At 50.4% G+C, this 16,701-nt stretch carries 17 protein-coding genes; 3 read left to right on the top strand and 14 right to left on the bottom strand.

The genetic code is table 11. The annotated features are described in order from the left end of the window. Nucleotides 1-19: 19 nt before the first annotated feature. From GW590_RS11900 to GW590_RS11860, 9 genes are all read right to left on the bottom strand, one after another. Complete coding sequence (locus GW590_RS11900) at nucleotides 20-1,555, bottom strand: HAL/PAL/TAL family ammonia-lyase (RefSeq protein ID WP_169403256.1); 1,536 nt, start codon at nucleotides 1,553-1,555, stop codon at nucleotides 20-22. Beyond that, on the bottom strand, nucleotides 1,552-2,436 hold the full coding sequence (locus GW590_RS11895; protein WP_169403255.1) for an ABC transporter substrate-binding protein: 885 nt from the start codon (nucleotides 2,434-2,436) through the stop codon (nucleotides 1,552-1,554). The genes GW590_RS11900 and GW590_RS11895 overlap by 4 nt, the downstream gene beginning before the upstream one ends. Nucleotides 2,437-2,469: 33 nt before the next feature. Further along, complete coding sequence (locus GW590_RS11890) at nucleotides 2,470-3,177, bottom strand: ABC transporter permease (RefSeq protein WP_169403254.1); 708 nt, start codon at nucleotides 3,175-3,177, stop codon at nucleotides 2,470-2,472. Continuing rightward, nucleotides 3,174-3,824: an ABC transporter permease gene (locus GW590_RS11885; protein WP_169403253.1), complete on the bottom strand. Its 651-nt coding sequence runs from the start codon at nucleotides 3,822-3,824 to the stop codon at nucleotides 3,174-3,176. Before GW590_RS11885 ends, GW590_RS11890 begins: the two co-directional genes overlap by 4 nt. 4 nt (nucleotides 3,825-3,828) lie before the next feature. Beyond that, the gene (locus GW590_RS11880) at nucleotides 3,829-4,923 is read right to left on the bottom strand and encodes an ABC transporter ATP-binding protein (protein ID WP_169403252.1); all 1,095 of its coding nucleotides are present in this window, start codon (nucleotides 4,921-4,923) and stop codon (nucleotides 3,829-3,831) included. 276 nt (nucleotides 4,924-5,199) lie between these two features. Further along, nucleotides 5,200-5,823 carry a hypothetical protein gene (locus GW590_RS11875; RefSeq protein ID WP_169403251.1) on the bottom strand — a complete coding sequence of 208 codons (624 nt, stop codon included), beginning with the start codon at nucleotides 5,821-5,823 and terminating at the stop codon, nucleotides 5,200-5,202. Nucleotides 5,824-6,012: 189 nt separating this feature from the next. Then, nucleotides 6,013-6,306 (bottom strand): hypothetical protein, encoded by a 294-nt coding sequence (locus tag GW590_RS11870; protein WP_169403250.1) that lies wholly within the window; start codon nucleotides 6,304-6,306, stop codon nucleotides 6,013-6,015. Nucleotides 6,307-6,366: 60 nt separating this feature from the next. Next, a complete protein-coding gene (locus GW590_RS11865) occupies nucleotides 6,367-8,022 on the bottom strand; it encodes a methyl-accepting chemotaxis protein (protein ID WP_169403249.1) in 1,656 nt (551 codons plus the stop codon). A 131-nt stretch (nucleotides 8,023-8,153) separates the two neighbouring features. Beyond that, complete coding sequence (locus tag GW590_RS11860; protein WP_169403248.1) at nucleotides 8,154-8,333, bottom strand: hypothetical protein; 180 nt, start codon at nucleotides 8,331-8,333, stop codon at nucleotides 8,154-8,156. 267 nt (nucleotides 8,334-8,600) lie between these two features. Here GW590_RS11860 and GW590_RS11855 point away from each other — a divergent pair, with 267 nt between their 5' ends. Beyond that, entirely contained in the window at nucleotides 8,601-9,122 is a 522-nt protein-coding gene (locus GW590_RS11855; RefSeq protein WP_169403247.1) for a YagU family protein, read from the top strand. 21 nt (nucleotides 9,123-9,143) lie between these two features. Further along, the gene (locus tag GW590_RS11850; protein WP_169403246.1) at nucleotides 9,144-9,452 is read left to right on the top strand and encodes a hypothetical protein; all 309 of its coding nucleotides are present in this window, start codon (nucleotides 9,144-9,146) and stop codon (nucleotides 9,450-9,452) included. 153 nt (nucleotides 9,453-9,605) lie between these two features. On the opposite strand, the gene GW590_RS11845 is transcribed toward GW590_RS11850, so the two are convergent. The 5 genes from GW590_RS11845 to xylA form a co-directional block, all read right to left on the bottom strand. Beyond that, entirely contained in the window at nucleotides 9,606-9,908 is a 303-nt protein-coding gene (locus tag GW590_RS11845) for a helix-turn-helix domain-containing protein (protein WP_169403245.1), read from the bottom strand. A 4-nt stretch (nucleotides 9,909-9,912) separates the two neighbouring features. Beyond that, nucleotides 9,913-10,266 (bottom strand): type II toxin-antitoxin system RelE/ParE family toxin, encoded by a 354-nt coding sequence (locus GW590_RS11840; RefSeq protein ID WP_169403244.1) that lies wholly within the window; start codon nucleotides 10,264-10,266, stop codon nucleotides 9,913-9,915. A 229-nt stretch (nucleotides 10,267-10,495) separates the two neighbouring features. Next, on the bottom strand, nucleotides 10,496-11,695 hold the full coding sequence (locus tag GW590_RS11835; RefSeq protein ID WP_169403243.1) for a XylR family transcriptional regulator: 1,200 nt from the start codon (nucleotides 11,693-11,695) through the stop codon (nucleotides 10,496-10,498). Nucleotides 11,696-11,935: 240 nt separating this feature from the next. After that, entirely contained in the window at nucleotides 11,936-13,390 is a 1,455-nt protein-coding gene (xylB, locus tag GW590_RS11830) for a xylulokinase (protein WP_169403242.1), read from the bottom strand. Nucleotides 13,391-13,431: 41 nt separating this feature from the next. Then, nucleotides 13,432-14,751, bottom strand: coding sequence for a xylose isomerase (gene xylA, locus GW590_RS11825; protein WP_169403241.1), 1,320 nt, complete (start codon nucleotides 14,749-14,751; stop codon nucleotides 13,432-13,434). Nucleotides 14,752-15,081: 330 nt separating this feature from the next. Here xylA and xylE point away from each other — a divergent pair, with 330 nt between their 5' ends. Then, nucleotides 15,082-16,581 (top strand): D-xylose transporter XylE, encoded by a 1,500-nt coding sequence (xylE, locus tag GW590_RS11820; protein ID WP_169403240.1) that lies wholly within the window; start codon nucleotides 15,082-15,084, stop codon nucleotides 16,579-16,581. Nucleotides 16,582-16,701 lie beyond the last annotated feature (120 nt).

Below are 16,701 nucleotides of genomic sequence, written 5' to 3'. Positions count from 1 at the left end.
GGTAACGTTGCCATCGTCCTTATGCCAGCTCAGTTTCCGGGAAAATAAGCGGTTTCAGCGCCTGGTAAAGCGTCCCCTGTTTGATTAACTGCCGAATAGCCAGCATATCCGGGTACATTTCCTCATCGCTTTGCCGGAAGGCCACCTGCTGACGTACCAGTGCAAGCACTGTTTCGCTGCCCGTAGACGCCCGCAGAGGACGGTGAAACTCTACCGCCTGGGTGGCGCACAGTATTTCTATCGCCACAATATCAATGGCATTTTCCACAGCATCAATGGCATTGCGCGCCGCCGTCACCCCCATCGAAATATGATCTTCCTGCCCGGCACAGGTTGCTACGGTATGTACGCTGGCCGGTGCCGCCAGTGCGCGGTTTTCCCCGGCCAGCGCGGCAGCAGCATAAGGCGGGATCATCATTCCTGAATACGCCCCGCCGTTTGCCACTAAAAAGGCCGGTAAGCCGCTAAGATGGGAATTGGTCAGACGATCGGAACGCGCCTGCGAACCCGTGCTGAGCTGGGCAATAGCAATAGCCAGCGCATCGAGGCACAGCGCGAGCGGAGCACCGTGTCCATTGCCGCCCGGCAGCACCTGCAGCTCTCCGTCTTCGATCATAAATACCGGATTATCAGTGACCGAATTGACCTCGGTAGTCAGCGTACTCTGGCAATAACTGAGCACATCCCGTACCGCGCCATGCATTTGCGGAATACAACGCAGGCTCAGGGCATCCTGAACGCGGAAATCACGGTATTTATCCAGGATCTCACTGTCGCGTAGCAGACAACGCAGGATGCGCGCCGTTTCCTGCTGACCTTGATGTGGCCTTATGGCATGGAGACGGGCGTCATAACAGCGGATATTACCTTTAAGCACTTCCAGGCTCATGCCTCCGGCGGCGTCCGCCACCGGGATCAACTCCCGGAAGGCGTCCACAGCCAGACAACCGAGTGCGGTGATTTCGTAAGTACCGCTGACCAGCGCGTGACCTTCGCGCGGACCGGGTATGCGCACGGCAATCCCCGCGCGTTGCAGTGCTTCCCGCGCGGCTAACAGTTCGCCCTGATAATACGCTTTTCCGTAACCAAACACCGACAGGCCAATATGCGCCGTGGCGATCAGATAGCCGACCGAGCCTTTGGCCGGTGACCAGGGGATCACGCCCTGGTTAAGCATTTCCGCCATAGTCAGCACCAGCTGCGGACTGACGCCACTAAACCCCTGTAACAGGGATTTTATCATCACCGCCATCATGGCCCGTACTTCGTGCTGCGCCAGATCGGGCCCGATGCCGCAGGCATGACTTTTCAGCATATTAAGCTGCACATCCGAGATTTGTTCCGGTGATAACCGCTGGGTGACAAGATCGCCCACGCCGGTAGTCAGCCCATAAATCACCTTATTCTCAGCGATTGCCTGCCTGATTTTTTCGCTTATCGTCTGCATTCCCGCTAATGCTGCCGAGTCGAGTAACACCTCGGCCCCGTAGGCAATATCAACAATGTCGCGAATGGAGGTTTCGGCAGTGCCTAAAGTTACAGGTTGCGTCATCATTTATTGAAACCGTGTTGCGTCAGCCACGCTTTCGCGACGGCATCGACGCTTTCAAAATTTGCCAATTTGCCGTTCATTACCACCAGATCGCCGGTAGTCAGCTGTTTGGAAACCGCATTGAGCGTGGTGGTAACCACATCACTGGCTTTGTCTTTGGCAATCAACGGCACAATATTTTGCGCAGGGAACAAGTGTTTGGAATCTTCCAACGCCAGCAGATTTTTGGTTTTCATTGCCGGATCGGTGGAGGTCATATCCGCTACCTGGATCTGATTATTAGTCAACGCAGACAGGGTCAGCGGACCGGCAACATCAAGCACCTTAAAGTTTTTGAAGGTTAAGCCATAAACCTCACTCAAGCCTTTCACACCTTCGCGACGAGTTTTCCATTCCGCCGGACCACCCAATACCAGCGTTTTGGCGACAGGTGCCAGATCGCTGATGTCTTTCAGGTTGTATTTCTTGGCGGTTTTTTCTGTCACAGCCAACACATCGCTGTCCTGGGCGGCAGAAATATCCAGCATTTTTATTTTTTCCGGTAATGCCTTGGCCAGTGCTGCTGACACCTCTTCAGCCGAGTGCGCCTGGGTCTTTTCGTCGAGATAACTGAGGGTGGCACCGTTGTATTCCGGGATCAGGTTGATGGAACCGTCGAGCAGAGCAGGCATATAAACCTCACGGCTACCGATATTCAGTTTGGTTTCCACTTTGATATTTTTGGCGGCCAGCGCCTGCGCATAAAGGGTGGCGATCAGCTGGCTTTCCGGAAAGTCGGCGGAGCCGATGATAATGGTTTCGCCGCTATCAGCCGAGAAGGCCAGCGGGGCATGTACTACAGCAGCAGAAAACAGGGCAACGGCGAGCAGATTTTTCAATTTCATTTTTTTAGGCTCCAGAATGAGTAAGTAGATACTTCAGCTATTCGATAAAGGGAGAGGTCTTTTACGACGGCGTTCACGCTGCCTGATACCTGGTGAGACCATAAAACGGATTAAAAATGAGAAAAACACATCGACCAATAAGGCTAATATCCCCACCATCAACGCACCTGCCACCATCTGCGGATAATCGTTCTGCGCACGGCCATCTATAATAAGACGCCCTAACCCACCGAGTGAAACATAGGCTGCAATGGTGGCAGTAGAAACTATTTGTAATGCGGCACTGCGTATGCCGGATAATATTAACGCCAGCGCACAGGGGATCTCCACGGCCAGCAATAATTTCCAGGGGGAATATCCCATACCAATTGCCGCATCAATAATCGCCGGATTAATGGCTCTGATACCAGAATACACTCCCATCATAATGGGCGGTAATGCCAGAATAATCAGCACAATCAGACAAGGCACAATAAATGCCAGATCGGATTCAAATACCGGCCCAAAAATAATGACCAGCAAGATAATCAGCCCGAAAGAAGGCAATGCCCGCATGGCATTTGCACTGCCAATTAATAACATCGCGCCTTTGCCCGTATGGCCGACATAACAACCAATCGGGAATGCAATAACCACGGCAATAAACAAGGCTTCAATGCTGTAAGTCAGATGCTGCAAAATCAGCATCAACAGTCCGTCGTCATTGAGCCAGTGGACGGGGTCGAGCAACCAGTTAATCATTTCGCATTCCTTTTTGGTTGCCAGGCGGTGATTCTATTGCCGGTGCGGACCACCAGATTATCCAACAGCAGTGCCAGCACAATGCACAGAAAAATACCGGCAATAATTGGCGTCAGGAAATGCAATTGAAAGCCCTGAGTAAATAACGCGCCAAGCTGCGGCATGCCGACCAGCGCTGAAATTGAAACAATACTGACATTCGATACCACCACCACGCGCATTCCTGCAGCGATCACTGGCACAGCCAGTGGCAGCTCAACACTGAAAAAACGCTGCACCGGCCGGTATCCCATGGCAACGGCAGCCTGATGGGTATCCTCAGGAACAGAGTCCAGCCCGTCACAAACTGTGCGGATCAACAAGGCAAAGGCATACAGCGTTAAGGCAACGACGACATTGACGGTATCGAGAATTTTACTGCCCAGTAGTCCAGGTAATAAAACAAATAACGCCAGTGAAGGAATGGTATAAAGCAGCCCTAACAAATTAAGAATGCCGTCTTTGAATTTTCCGCAGCGATGAAGAATACCGCCAACCGGAATGGCCAAAGCCAGCCCGATGAGCACCGGAATAATAGACAGATAAATATGCCAGCCGAGCAGCGTTAATATATTTTCCCGCTGCTGAAACAACCAGTCAAAGCGCATGCTATTACCTCATCACCCGAGCGCGGGAAAGCGAAAACACCTGTTCAATATTTACCGTGCCGATAAATTGCTGCTGTTCATCGACCACAATTCCACGCTGACAGGGAGAACTCAACACCGCGTCCATCAGTTGCCGCAGCGTGCCATTTCCAGGTGCAAAGGTGCTACCAAGATTAATATCCGCAACTTCGACGATGGTTTTATTTTGCTCGAGATCGTACCAACCTAGTGGGCAATTATTTTCCACCACCAGCACCCAGGATTCATTACCGGCTACTAGCCGGGCTTCGCTGACTGCCATTCCTGGCGCAATCACCTTCTCGTTATCCAGAGCGATATTTTCAGGGATCAGGTCAAAAGCCAGTTTACGGTATCCGCGGTCCCGTCCAATAAAGTCGGCGACAAAAGTATCTTGCGGTTGATTCAACAAATTTACCGGCGAGGCAATTTGCGCCAGAAGACCACCGGGTCGAAATACTGCGACCTGGTCGCCTAATTTCATCGCCTCGTCAATGTCGTGGGTGACCATGATAATGGTCTTACCGATTTCACGTTGCAAACGTAAAAACTCATCCTGTAGCTGTTCGCGAACTACCGGGTCGACGGCGCTAAAAGGTTCATCCATCAGCATAAACTCAGGATCCGAGGCCAATGCGCGGGCCACGCCGACCCTTTGCTGCTGACCTCCGGACAGTTGCCACGGATAGCGCTCAGCCATCGCCAGTGACAATCCAACCAGTTCAAGAAGTTCCTGCGCTTTTTTCCGTGCCGCCGTGCGTGTCGCCCCATTGAGCAGCGCGGTAACGGCAATGTTGTCCTGTACGGTTTTATGCGGAAACAACCCGGCATTCTGGATCACATAACCAATTTTTCGCCGCAACTTCACCAGATCCATCCCTGCCGTCGGTTGGCCATTAAGCAAAATGCTCCCCGAAGAAGGTTCGATTAAACGGTTGATCATGCGCAATGACGTTGTTTTGCCGCAGCCAGAAGGGCCAACCAGCATGGTGATTTTCCCTGTCGGTGCACTGAATGACAGCCTGTCGACGGCCACAGTGCCATCTGCGTAAAATTTGCTTATGTTCTCAAATGAAATCATTACGTTTCCAGCCACATTACGGAAAGTTTTTTACAGGGCACCTGCCTTTGCGCTTTCTGCAGTCCTGACATGTATTATCTTGTATGTACAACCTAGCAAACAGGATGCCAACTTAACAAAGTCACGGATATTGGCGGTTGCGCGGGGATCGGGAGAGGGTGGCGGGTAGGAATCGGCAACAAATAATGGGGTATTAGCACTAAAAACAAACAACTCGCACCATTATGGTGCCTACAGCGCATTATCAGAACTTATCGGCGAAAGGCGGTGCACAATTTACTGCACGTCATGCACAAAATAGCTCACCCCATTGGGCCAGGAACCAGGGTGATAGGCAAAGGCAGAAGATGCCTGCCAGTGGTTATGGTTGGTCATTCCGGCCTGAATAATCTCCGGGCCGTCATTGGCCAAATCTGTCAACGACTTTTCTGACGGACGCACGATCACAATATGGCCGGGCCGGTGCGGATCCGGGTTGGCGTAGGAGATCAGCACTAACTTTCCCTCATTGGCCAGGCTTTGTGCGCTTCGTGCATCGACAAGGTGCCGCCAGCCTTGCGCTTGCCCCTCAGTGGAACTCAACCACTTATTTTGCGCATTGGCCAGCAGTACTGGTCCATGTTGCGGTGGGCGTAACACATAAACCCCCAACCGTTCGCCGATCGCGGCAATAAAAGCGCTACAGTGGGTGGCGACGTGCCTATGATTTGCTGTATCTATCGGACGGTCGCGCATCCCCGTTTGCCAATTGACATGCTCACGCGCCAGCCAGAGGTGTTCGACATTCGAAGCATCCAGTACCTGGCTTAGATGCTGCCCTGCCGGCATTATCGGCCCGCAACAGGGTGCAGCCAGCGCCGTGCCGCTAAAGAAGGCCAATATCAAAATAGCTCGTATCATGCTTCTGCCTTTTGCTAGCCTAATCAGGAAATGTCATTCTCTGGTCGAAACTTTACTTATTAATGACACGCTGAGCCTCAGTAACCTTGGCTCTATCAAATCTGCTGGTATTTTATAACGGCAGCAAAACAGATAGTGCAAGCCCTGTTGCCTGCGGGCAACAGGGCTTGCAATAAGAAAATACACGCTTCAGGATGCGAAATTTTTTAGATTTTCCAGCATATTGGCCAACATTGCGATGGCCATACTCATACTGTATATCCCGCAATAGAGCGCAACATCATTTTTCATCAGATATTGTTCAAAAGACTCATCAACCAATAACTCTTGAACTTCCAGTATACGAGCCCGGAAATGGTGGCAGTTATTAATATAGAGTTCCAGCGAGTTATACTTCCCGACAGTGAGCTGGTTCAGTAACTCAACCATCTGCTCGAAGTTTTCCAACAATGCCTTATGCTTTTCCAGATGCTCAGTCGTCATTATTGTATATCCTGCAAATATCGGGATAGTATTAGTCGTTCTATGACTGCATCAACCTTCTTAAAATTTTTGCCAGTTATTTTCATCTGCAACAGCTAATTTTTTCTGTTCAGCACGCGGATTGGCAGCAAGTTGAGGTGCCGCTTTTACCAACATTTGCCGCTCTCCCGTTTCCTGTTTGACTTTAAATTCAGCCACCAAACGGGACAGTTCGTTGGCCTGTTCCTGCAGTGAGCGGGATGCAGCCGACGCTTCTTGTACCAACGCGGCGTTCTGTTGGGTCACATCATCCATCTGATTAACAGCAAGATGAACCTGATCGATCCCCTGGCTCTGCTCTTTGGCCGCAGAGGCAATCTCATTCACCAGGTCAGTCACTTGCTTAATGATAGTCCCCATATCGGTCATATTTTCGCTAACATCACCCGCCTGGTTTGCGCCGGCTTCGACCAGACTGGCAGAGACATCAAGCAACTGCTTAATCTCGCGCGCAGCCACTGTGGAACGTTGCGAAAGATTCCTCACCTCGCCCGCAACCACGGCAAATCCCCTGCCATGTTCACCGGCTCGTGCGGCTTCCACCGCGGCGTTTAAAGCCAGGATATTGGTCTGAAAGGCAATACCTTCAATCAAAGTGATAATTTCAGTCACCTTGCGAGAACTACTGCGGATATCCCCCATTGTCCCCAACATTGTCTCAAGCGATACTGCACTCTTGGCGGATAGCTTATTCATGCTTTCGGCCAACAGGCTCGCTTGTCGCGTGTTGTCTGCGGTATGTCGTACCGTCTCACTGAGTTCGGTCATACTGGCGGCGGTTTGCTCCAGAGAGGCAGCCTGTTGCTCGGTTCGGGAAGAGAGATCTTCATTACCGGCGGCAATCTGTGACGAAGCACTACTGACCGACTGAGAAGCTGCACTGACAGAACGCAAGGCTTCCGATACGCGTTGCATCAGGCTGTTGAAAGCCCGCGCCATATTACCCACTTCATCAGCGCGACTAGCATCGGCGATGACCGTAAGGTCAAGTCGGTCACTGGCGATATTCATAATATCCCCGATAGCCAGCAAACTTCTGCGTACGCGTCGGATGGTGGCGATGGCCAGAATACCCAACAGCAGAATAGTTGCACTCACTCCGATCGCCATTCCCCAGATGGTGGTGTTAAAGATGCTGCGGTTGGTTGCCCGCAGGCCAACACCAAGATCAACATTCAGGTCTAGTTGTTTATGGAAATCCGCCACGAGTAGCCCAATAGCATTGCCGACCCCCTTATCTCCGTTGAGTAGCGCAAGACTGATCTCATCCTGATGCGCACGAGAAGCAGTCAGAAAAGCAGGCAGCATACCCTCTATTTTACGAATATTGTCATAGGCTGCGCGGGTGAGTCTTTCATCTTCGGCATTGGATATCTCATTTGCCAGATAATAATCGGTAATTGATTTGAGCCCGGCAATTCGTTGCTGGATAAGGTTTTCCAGTTCAGGCATCTTACTATTATCCGCCAGCCCCTGGTGTCTATACAATGTGAGCAAAAGCTGTTCGCTTTGTTCTATCTGCTTACTGATGTCTTTTATTGAAGGAACAGAGTTCTCCTGGACATATTCAAAACGAGATTGAAATCCCATAATCAACACGATTGAAATGACACCCAGCGCAATGAGTGCACTAGAAAGCAGTGAAAACGTCAGTAAAAGGCGCTTTGTAATGTTCATATGGCTCCCTGAAACCCAATGCCCTCTCCAGGATAGATGCGGGCGGTAAGTCAAGGTTATCGGCAAAAGTTGCGCCGACGTTAATTAAATTAATTTAAATTTGAAATTTATGTTAAGTGCACTTTTACTAATTATCCCGAATTAATATATGGCGTCCGCCCCAGTTCTTTAATCTGTTTAAAAGAAACCAAGGCCGGATCGTAACGAGGTAACTCCTTAGATGGCTTCCTCTGGTTTTTTGCAGAAGTAAATTTCATCGTCACTTTTTGAGCGGCATTATTGGTATCGGTAAAAACCAGTCTCATCGCCATAGCCGGTGCCAGCAGATGGTTGCCAACATCGGATAAATAAACAAAAACAGGGGGATCGCCGCTATCCAGTATGTCCCCGGAACACGTAAATGGCACCCTGCAACGCAGGGCTTACCCCACTGCTTTGTACAGAAAAAATCTCCATAGTCCAGTAACAAAATTGCCTTTTTTCACCCATCATCATTGATCCAGATCACACTTCCTTAGGCGCTCAGGGGGATACTTGCCCTTAGAAAATAACGGCGGTAATCACTTGAGGTCACACAAATGTCATTTCAATCAACAACGACCAAAGAAAAAATTCTGTTAGCCATTTTGCTTGGTATTTTGGCGAGTATCGTTTGCGCTATTACAAAATTTGGCTGGGAAATCCCCTTTCCACCCAGAACGCCTTTGCGAGATCTGACAAACCCACCACAGGAAATCCTTCAGCAGTTAGGCTTTTCTTTTGACTTTACCCACTCAACATACCGTTATAACGATAATCCCCGCCCTACCTACAGCCTGATTATGCATTTCGGTTTTTCTATTACCTTCACCATGCTCTATTGCATTATCGCCGAGTTTAAAAAGGGTATTACCCTTTGGCAGGGTAGCTTATACGGCTTATTTATCTGGTTTATCTTTCACGTGGTTATTTTACCGCTTTTCGGCACGGTACCAGCTCCCTGGAATCAACCACTGGCTGAACACTTTTCTGAAATTACCGGGCATATGTTCTGCTTCTGGGTTGCCGAACTGGCAAGAAGAGATTTGCGCAATCGTATAACACATGAGGTTGAAGCCTGACATTAGGGCTCTTAACACCCTTTGAGACGATTTGATGAACGGCTTGCGTTTGAGGAGGGGCCACCCGAAAAAATTGTTTTTGGACATCAACTTGAAGGGTGGGTTTATCTGGTATGGACTCAGCACTATAATTTGACAGCTGATGAGTTTTTTGACTCACGTATTAGCTGGATCCAAGAGGATATTAAATTAAAAGGCGAACAATATGAGCAAAGTAATAAAAAATCGCCTTATTTTAGTGAGCTAAAAACAATAACTGAGGGTATTTTAAAATGGCGAGGAATGGATAAAATAATTATTGTAAAAGCGATAGCTTTCTCATTTCGTTAAATCAACATTGGCACTAAGACACATAAAAACCACGCTCTGTACGTAATTTGAGTTTGTGAAACCTCGTTTGCATTATAAGCAACCATAAATGATGATTACTGCTTATTCGCTGCGATAGCAAGTGCAAACACCTCACTTTGCGCACGCCGTTGCTTACAGTGCAAATACGTAGTGCGAGCCATCCGGGAGTTCAATATCCAGGCGCAGTTTGCCACCCGCAGCGTCAATGTAGCGTTTCAGGGTGGAAAGCTTCAGATCGCGGCCCGGTTTTTCCATTCCGGCCACGGTGGGTTGTTTGATACCCAGCGCCTGCGCCATCTCTACCTGCGTTTTCTGTACCTTCTCGCGCAATTCGGCAAGGTTGATATCAAGCAGGATATTGGTAGCCATCGCCTGAGCATCGGCGACCACTGCCGGTTTTTCATCTGCAAGAAGCTGTTCCAGCGTTCTGCCCATAACGTTACTCCTTCTTTTCTGTATTGTTCAGCCAGTTGCTAAACTCGCGCTCGGCCAGCGGGATCATCTCGTTATAAAAACGTTTTTCATTGCCGGCTTTATTACCTGCACATAGCACAATGCCGGTACGGTAAGGATCGAAGGCAAAAAATGCCCTGATGGGCTCGCCACGACTCTGTATGCGCAGTTCTTTCATATTGCTATAACGACAGCCTTTGAGGGTATCGGCATAAGGTCTGGATAACCCAGGCCCCCTCTCCCGCAAGACAATTAAGGCAGCAAGCACACAGGCACGGTCGGTATCATTAAGCGAAATAAACCAGTTATCAAATCTATCTGTTGTCTCAATTTTCCACACAGGACCTCCCCATTAATATAGCTCACAAGCTATATAGCTGTAAAGCGATAATGTGAGTGTGCCGGGACAACAACAGAGATGCATTTCCCTTTATCGGGAAGCTGGAGACGTATTCCACTATTTCGGTGGATAACGGAAATTAAAAGCCGCTGCTCTCCCTCGGCAATGGCAGGAACGCGATATCAGAACGGCAGATACACAGGGGGCTAGCTTAACGGCCCCCTGCCCTTTATTGCCGCTGAACACTACCCTGGCTACTGCGATACTGCACCGGGGTCATGGCCAATTCATGCTGGAAGGTGGCACAAAAATATTGCGGTGTGTTGTAGCCGCATAATCGGCTGATTTCGGCAACTGGTAGCGTTGTCGTTTTAAGCAGCTCTTTTGCTCTCGCCAGTTTTTCCACCTGGATCACTTTATGAATGCTCATATCCATCTCGGTGATAAATTTTTTGTCGAGATTGGAACGTGAGGTACCAATGGCTTCCAGCACATGTTCAACGGTAATACCGCGACAGGCGTTTTTACGGATAAACCACATCGCCCTGACCACCATAGTGTCAACAATCGAACGGTAATCGGTGGACTGCCGGGCGATGACACTTTCCGGCGGAATAATCACCGGGTCAGCAGAGATCCGCCTTTCGGAGAGCAGCGCATCCAACAGTTTTGCCGCCTCAAATCCCATCTTGCGGGTGCCCTGCATCACTGAGGAGAGCGAAATTCGCGACAGATAGCCGGTCAGTTCTTCATTATCAATGCCAATCACGCACAGGCTTTCCGGGACGGCAATACCGTTATATTCGCAGGTTTGCAGGATATGACGAGCGCGAGCGTCGGTGACCGCAATAATACCGGTTTGGGGTGGCAGGGTTTTCAACCACTCGGCCAATTTCAGTTGGGCACTCTCCCAGGTATGACTGTCGGTGACCATTCCCTCATATACGAGCCCGGGATAAGACATGTCCGTGGTCAGGCGAACAAAGGCCGAAGCACGCTCCTGCGCCCAGCGTTTCCCCGCATCGGCCGTCAGGCCATAAAAGGCAAAATGCTCAATACCTTTCTCAATAAGATGATCCAGTGCCGCCGCCACCAGCGCCTGGTTATCGGTGGCGACATAAGGCACCGGAGGATAATTTTGTCGATCGCTGTAAGAACCGCCCACGCCGACCACCGGAACTGCAATCTGGCTAAGCTGTCGCGCCATCTCTTCGTCGTCAAAATCGGCAATAATCCCGCTGCTGGAAAGGATATTGTTGTTAAAATGGCGGGCACTAAAGTCTTCTTCAATATAAATGTCCCAGTCGCACTGCGAGGCATGGAAAAATTCCCCTATGCCTTCAATTATCTGCCGGTCATAAGCCTTATTGGCATTAAACAGCAAAGAGATCCTCGCCTGAACGCTGGAGTGGTAATGACTTTTGAGCATGATGTTTTCCTTTTCCCGGATAGCCGTCATCCGGCGCTGTAACCTGTAGCATCACCAGACGGCAGACCGCCACTTATTCAGCTCGGAACTGTGATCGACAGATAAATTTAGCTTTAACGACACGAAGTTAATGGGCAGCGTATTGAAAAGAAGGAGATAATATCAGACAACGTGGTTTGCCCTTCGCGAGGAAGGGCTGGATGGTAAAGGCGTGTTAACCACGCCCTGAGTCAGGCCGGACTATTTGATCGCCGCAGTTTGTTGATAAAGCTGGCGGAAACGCGCTTGTCGTTGCTGGTAAAAATCATAGCGTTCTGGCCGTGGACTATAGCTGGACTCCAGCGGCAGTTCCGGCAATAGATCACCGGGAGAAACACCGGGATAACAACTGAGTCTGGCCAGTCGCGCCGCGCCCAGTGCCGGTCCCACATCGCCACCGCTACGGTAATCAATAACCATACCGCTGATATCCGCCAATAACTGCCGCCAGAAGTGACTTTTTGCCCCGCCGCCGATCAGGGTGACCGATGTGGGCTTAATGCCGGTGGCATGTAATACCGACATGCCCTCGGCCAACCCGAGGCTCACCCCTTCCAGTACCGCCATTGCCAAATCTGCCGGACCATGTTGATGAGTAAAGCCCCAGAACAGGCCGGTAGCATAAGGGTCATTATGCGGTGTCCGCTCACCGGAAAGATAAGGTAAAAAACAGGGCGAACGTTCACTGATCTGTACGCTTTCGGCCAGCACCAGCAAGGCCGGGACGGAAGGCTGTCCGGTCAACCGTGCCGCCCAGTCAAGGCAGGATGCCGCACTGAGCATCACCGACATCAAATGCCAGGTACCAGGCAGAGCGTGACAGAAGCTGTGCACCGCCTGTTCGGGGTTACTTAAAAACCCGTTACTTACCGCGAAGTAAACGCCGGAAGTCCCCAGCGATAACATCGCCTGCCCCTCACGCCAGATCCCTGCGCCAATGGCACCGGCAGCATTATCGCCTCCACCCGCCACCACCGGCAGATTGACTGGCAGTCCCCAGCGTTGTGACAGCTCGCTGCGCACCGTGCCAGTGACCTGATTACCTTCAAACAGCGCCGGCATATGATCCCGCGACAGGCCACAGGCGGCAAGCAGTGTATCGCTCCAGTCGCGTTTGCCGACATCCAGCCACATGGTGCCGGCGGCATCTGACATATCGCTAGCAAAATCCCCGGTCATGCGCCAACGCAGATAATCCTTCGGCAGCAACACCCGTGCGGTTTGACGGAAAATTTCCGGCTCGTGCTCCTTGACCCACAGCAGTTTAGGCGCAGTAAACCCCGGCATCATCAGGTTACCGGTGATCTGCCGTGATGCCGGTACGCTATGCTCCAGTTGCTGACAAGCTTGGGCACTGCGCCCGTCATTCCATAAAATCGCCGGGCGCAACACCTGATGCTGTCGATCCAGCAGAACGGCGCCGTGCATTTGCCCGGTCAGCCCCAGCGCCCGCACAGACTTGAGCGAATGCTGTTGCGCCAGAGATTGCATGGCGCGATCCGTCGCCTGCCACCACATTTCCGGGTCCTGTTCGGACCACAAGGGTTGGGGACGGGAAACTGTCAATTTCTCCGTCTGGCTGGCCAACACCTGGTTCTCTTCATTGAGCAAGACAACCTTAACCCCTGAAGTACCGAGATCAATTCCTATATACATATCCAGTTTCCTCTGGCGTTCTGCTGAAAATCGCGGGTCTGTTAGCGGTAAATGGCCTGGTTAACGATATTTTCCAGACGTTCTTGCTGACCGCTTTGATGCTGCGGATATAATGCCGATTTTTCGGTATAGCCCGCCAGATCGGTCAGTGACATATTCCCTGCCAGAATATTTTGACCCAGCTTGCTGCCCCAACCGGCATAGCGTGCTTCACGCGCTTTTTCCAGTCGTCCTTCTTCGATCAGGCGAGCGGCTATGCGCAGCCCTTGGGCCATCACGTCCATACCACCAATATGACCGTAGAAAAGATCGTAGGGGTCGGTGCTCTGGCGGCGAACTTTGGCATCAAAGTTCAACCCGCCGGTAGTGAAACCGCCCACTTTGAGGATTTCATACATAATCAGCGCATTTTCTTCCACGCTGTTCGGGAACTGGTCGGTATCCCAACCCAATTGTAAATCGCCGCGGTTGGCATCGACAGAACCAAAGATCCCCAGCGATGCCGCCGTGGCAATTTCATGATGGAACGAATGCCCTGCCAGCGTGGCATGGTTAGCTTCGACATTAACCTTGATTTCATTTTCCAGGTTGAACTGTTTGAGAAAACCATAGACGGTAGCAACATCATAATCGTACTGATGTTTGGTTGGCTCCTGAGGTTTAGGTTCAATCAACAGCGTGCCTTTAAAGCCAAGACGGTGCTTATGTTCCACCACCATCTGCATAAAGCGACCAATTTGTTCACGTTCCCGTTTCAGGTCGGTATTGAGCAGAGTTTCATAACCTTCACGGCCGCCCCATAACACATAGTTTTCCCCGCCCAGTTTCTGCGTGGCCGCCATGGCAGCGTTGACTTGAGTGGCCGCCCAGGCAAAGACTTCCGGATCCGGATTGGTGGCCGCACCTGCGCCGTAGCGAGGGTGGCTAAAGCAGTTGGCGGTGCCCCACAGCAGCTTAACCCCGGTCTGTTGCTGTTTCTCTGCCAACAGATCGCTGATCACCGCAAAATTGTGCAAATACTCCTTCACCGAATTTCCCTGCGGGGCAACGTCGGCATCATGGAAACAATAATAAGGCACATTCAGTTTGCTGAAGAACTCAAAGGCAATCTCGGCTTTCATTTTTGCCGCTTCCAGCTCGCTGCCAGCGCTCAACCATGGGCGGTCAAAAGCGCCGGTGCCAAACATATCGGTCCCTGCCCAACAAAAGGTGTGCCAGTAACAGGCCGCAAAGCGCAGATGATCTTCCATTCTTTTACCGAGAATAATTTCATTCGGATTATAAAAATGGAAGGCCAAATCATTCTGACTTTCACTTCCTTCGTAAGCGATCTTTTCAATGCGGTCAAAATAGTTGGTCATGGTAATTCTCCTAAAAATAATCAGAAAATGAATAAGTCATCGAATTAAAGTCAACGAGATGATTATGCAAAGAAGAGAAATAACCTGACAATTATAAAATTTTATAAACACGCTCTGTAAAATCGCAAGCATGACGGCGATCACATTGTGCTTATCACCCCCAGATATGGCGTAAAAGTGCGCTCTGTGACCGCTATCATGAAAAGCAAAACGCCGGGTTGGATAACAAAATATTGTAATTTCCTTCACCAGACGGGAGGCATATGTTTTATGTCGTGAGAAAACACATCTGATTTATCATCAGCAATTAATAACAATCTGAGGCTCATTATGGCAACAACATCTGAGATGAAAGCCAATAATCGCTATATAATATCCATTACGCTGGTTGCGACATTAGGCGGATTATTATTTGGTTACGATACGGCGGTGATCTCCGGAACGGTTTCAACGCTGAACACGGTTTTTATCACCCCGCGTGGATTAAGTGAGTCGGCGGCAAACGCTTTACTCGGTTTTTGCGTGGCCAGCGCCCTGATCGGCTGCATTATCGGCGGTGCCTGTGGCGGCCCATTGAGCGCCCGCTTCGGCAGAAAGAAAACCTTACTGGTCGCGGCGGTGCTGTTTTGTCTGTCGGCGGTGGGGTCGGCCTTTCCCGAATTTGGTCACCGCGCCATTAACGCCAACGACGGTATTCCCTATTATCTCTCCGGCTACCTGAGTGAATTTGTTATCTACCGCATTATCGGCGGCATCGGTGTTGGGCTGGCGTCAATGGTCTCGCCAATGTATATCGCCGAAATTACTCCGGCCAAAATTCGCGGTCGAATGGTGGCCTGCAACCAGTTTGCCATTATTCTCGGCCAACTGCTGGTCTACTGCGTCAACTACGGCATCGCCCTGTCCGGTAGCGCCTCCTGGCTGGATACCATGGGCTGGCGCTTTATGTTTCTTTCCGGCGCGGTGCCCTCTATGCTGTTTTTCATTCTGCTGTTTGCCGTGCCGGAAAGTCCACGCTGGCTGGCAGTAAAAGGTATGAATGCCGAAGCAGCCGCCGTATTGCAAAAACTGCTGGGCAAAGTGCAGAGCCAAATTGAATTGCGCAATATTCTTAATTCGGTAAATGCCAGCCCGACCAAAAATACGCCGCTATTTTCGTTTGGCATCGGCATTATCGTTATTGGTATTCTGCTTTCTGTCTTCCAGCAGTTTGTAGGTATTAACGTTGTGCTCTATTACGCACCGGAAGTCTTCCGTTCCGTGGGTTCCAGCACCGATGTTGCCCTGCTGCAAACTATTATTGTTGGCGTGATAAATCTGCTGTTCACCACCATTGCCATTTTAACGGTAGATAATTTTGGTCGTAAGCCCTTACAAATTATTGGTGCACTGGGGATGGCCTTCGGCATGTTCACCCTGGGAACCGCGTTCTATACCAAAATGTCCCCTACAGTCGCCCTGGGTGCCATGCTGTTTTACGTCGCTTCATTTGCCATTTCCTGGGGACCGGTCTGCTGGGTGCTGCTGGCAGAAATCTTCCCCAACCGTATCCGCAGTAAAGCCATGTCGATTGCCGTGGCGGCACAGTGGATTGCCAATTACCTGGTCTCCTGGACCTTCCCGATGATGGATAAAAACAGCTATCTGAACGCCCATTTCAATAACGGTTTTTCCTACTGGTTATACGGCGTTATGGGCCTGCTGGCGGCGCTGTTTATGTGGAAATTTGTTCCGGAAACCAAAGGTAAATCCCTGGAAGAACTGGAAGCTCAGTTGCAAAAACGCCAACCGGCAATGGCGCAACAACCAGCGTCGAGCGATATAAGTTAATCTTCTTTAGGTCAATCATTGCCACTTAGCGGCTTAATCTCTGCGAGAATAAGCCGCACATCAGCGTTAAGATGGCTGATAAAAAATCAAGCAGCACATAAGAAAGTGTGCTGCTATTTA

This window comes from Rouxiella aceris (genome assembly GCF_012933545.1).
GTDB lineage: Bacteria > Pseudomonadota > Gammaproteobacteria > Enterobacterales > Enterobacteriaceae > Rouxiella > Rouxiella aceris.
This window is presented reverse-complemented; position numbering and strand designations above follow the sequence as displayed.

Excerpts from the sequence above, each read along its gene's own strand:
- GW590_RS11900 (WP_169403256.1), bottom strand. The coding sequence starts at position 1,555 with ATGATGACGCAACCTGTAACTTTAGGCACTGCCGAAACCTCCATTCGC.
- GW590_RS11895 (WP_169403255.1), bottom strand. The coding sequence starts at position 2,436 with ATGAAATTGAAAAATCTGCTCGCCGTTGCCCTGTTTTCTGCTGCTGTA.
- GW590_RS11890 (WP_169403254.1), bottom strand. The coding sequence starts at position 3,177 with ATGATTAACTGGTTGCTCGACCCCGTCCACTGGCTCAATGACGACGGA.
- GW590_RS11885 (WP_169403253.1), bottom strand. The coding sequence starts at position 3,824 with ATGCGCTTTGACTGGTTGTTTCAGCAGCGGGAAAATATATTAACGCTG.
- GW590_RS11880 (WP_169403252.1), bottom strand. The coding sequence starts at position 4,923 with ATGATTTCATTTGAGAACATAAGCAAATTTTACGCAGATGGCACTGTG.
- GW590_RS11875 (WP_169403251.1), bottom strand. The coding sequence starts at position 5,823 with ATGATACGAGCTATTTTGATATTGGCCTTCTTTAGCGGCACGGCGCTG.
- GW590_RS11870 (WP_169403250.1), bottom strand. The coding sequence starts at position 6,306 with ATGACGACTGAGCATCTGGAAAAGCATAAGGCATTGTTGGAAAACTTC.
- GW590_RS11865 (WP_169403249.1), bottom strand. The coding sequence starts at position 8,022 with ATGAACATTACAAAGCGCCTTTTACTGACGTTTTCACTGCTTTCTAGT.
- GW590_RS11860 (WP_169403248.1), bottom strand. The coding sequence starts at position 8,333 with ATGGCGATGAGACTGGTTTTTACCGATACCAATAATGCCGCTCAAAAA.
- GW590_RS11855 (WP_169403247.1), top strand. The coding sequence starts at position 8,601 with ATGTCATTTCAATCAACAACGACCAAAGAAAAAATTCTGTTAGCCATT.
- GW590_RS11845 (WP_169403245.1), bottom strand. The coding sequence starts at position 9,908 with ATGGGCAGAACGCTGGAACAGCTTCTTGCAGATGAAAAACCGGCAGTG.
- GW590_RS11835 (WP_169403243.1), bottom strand. The coding sequence starts at position 11,695 with ATGCTCAAAAGTCATTACCACTCCAGCGTTCAGGCGAGGATCTCTTTG.
- xylB (WP_169403242.1), bottom strand. The coding sequence starts at position 13,390 with ATGTATATAGGAATTGATCTCGGTACTTCAGGGGTTAAGGTTGTCTTG.
- xylA (WP_169403241.1), bottom strand. The coding sequence starts at position 14,751 with ATGACCAACTATTTTGACCGCATTGAAAAGATCGCTTACGAAGGAAGT.
- xylE (WP_169403240.1), top strand. The coding sequence starts at position 15,082 with ATGGCAACAACATCTGAGATGAAAGCCAATAATCGCTATATAATATCC.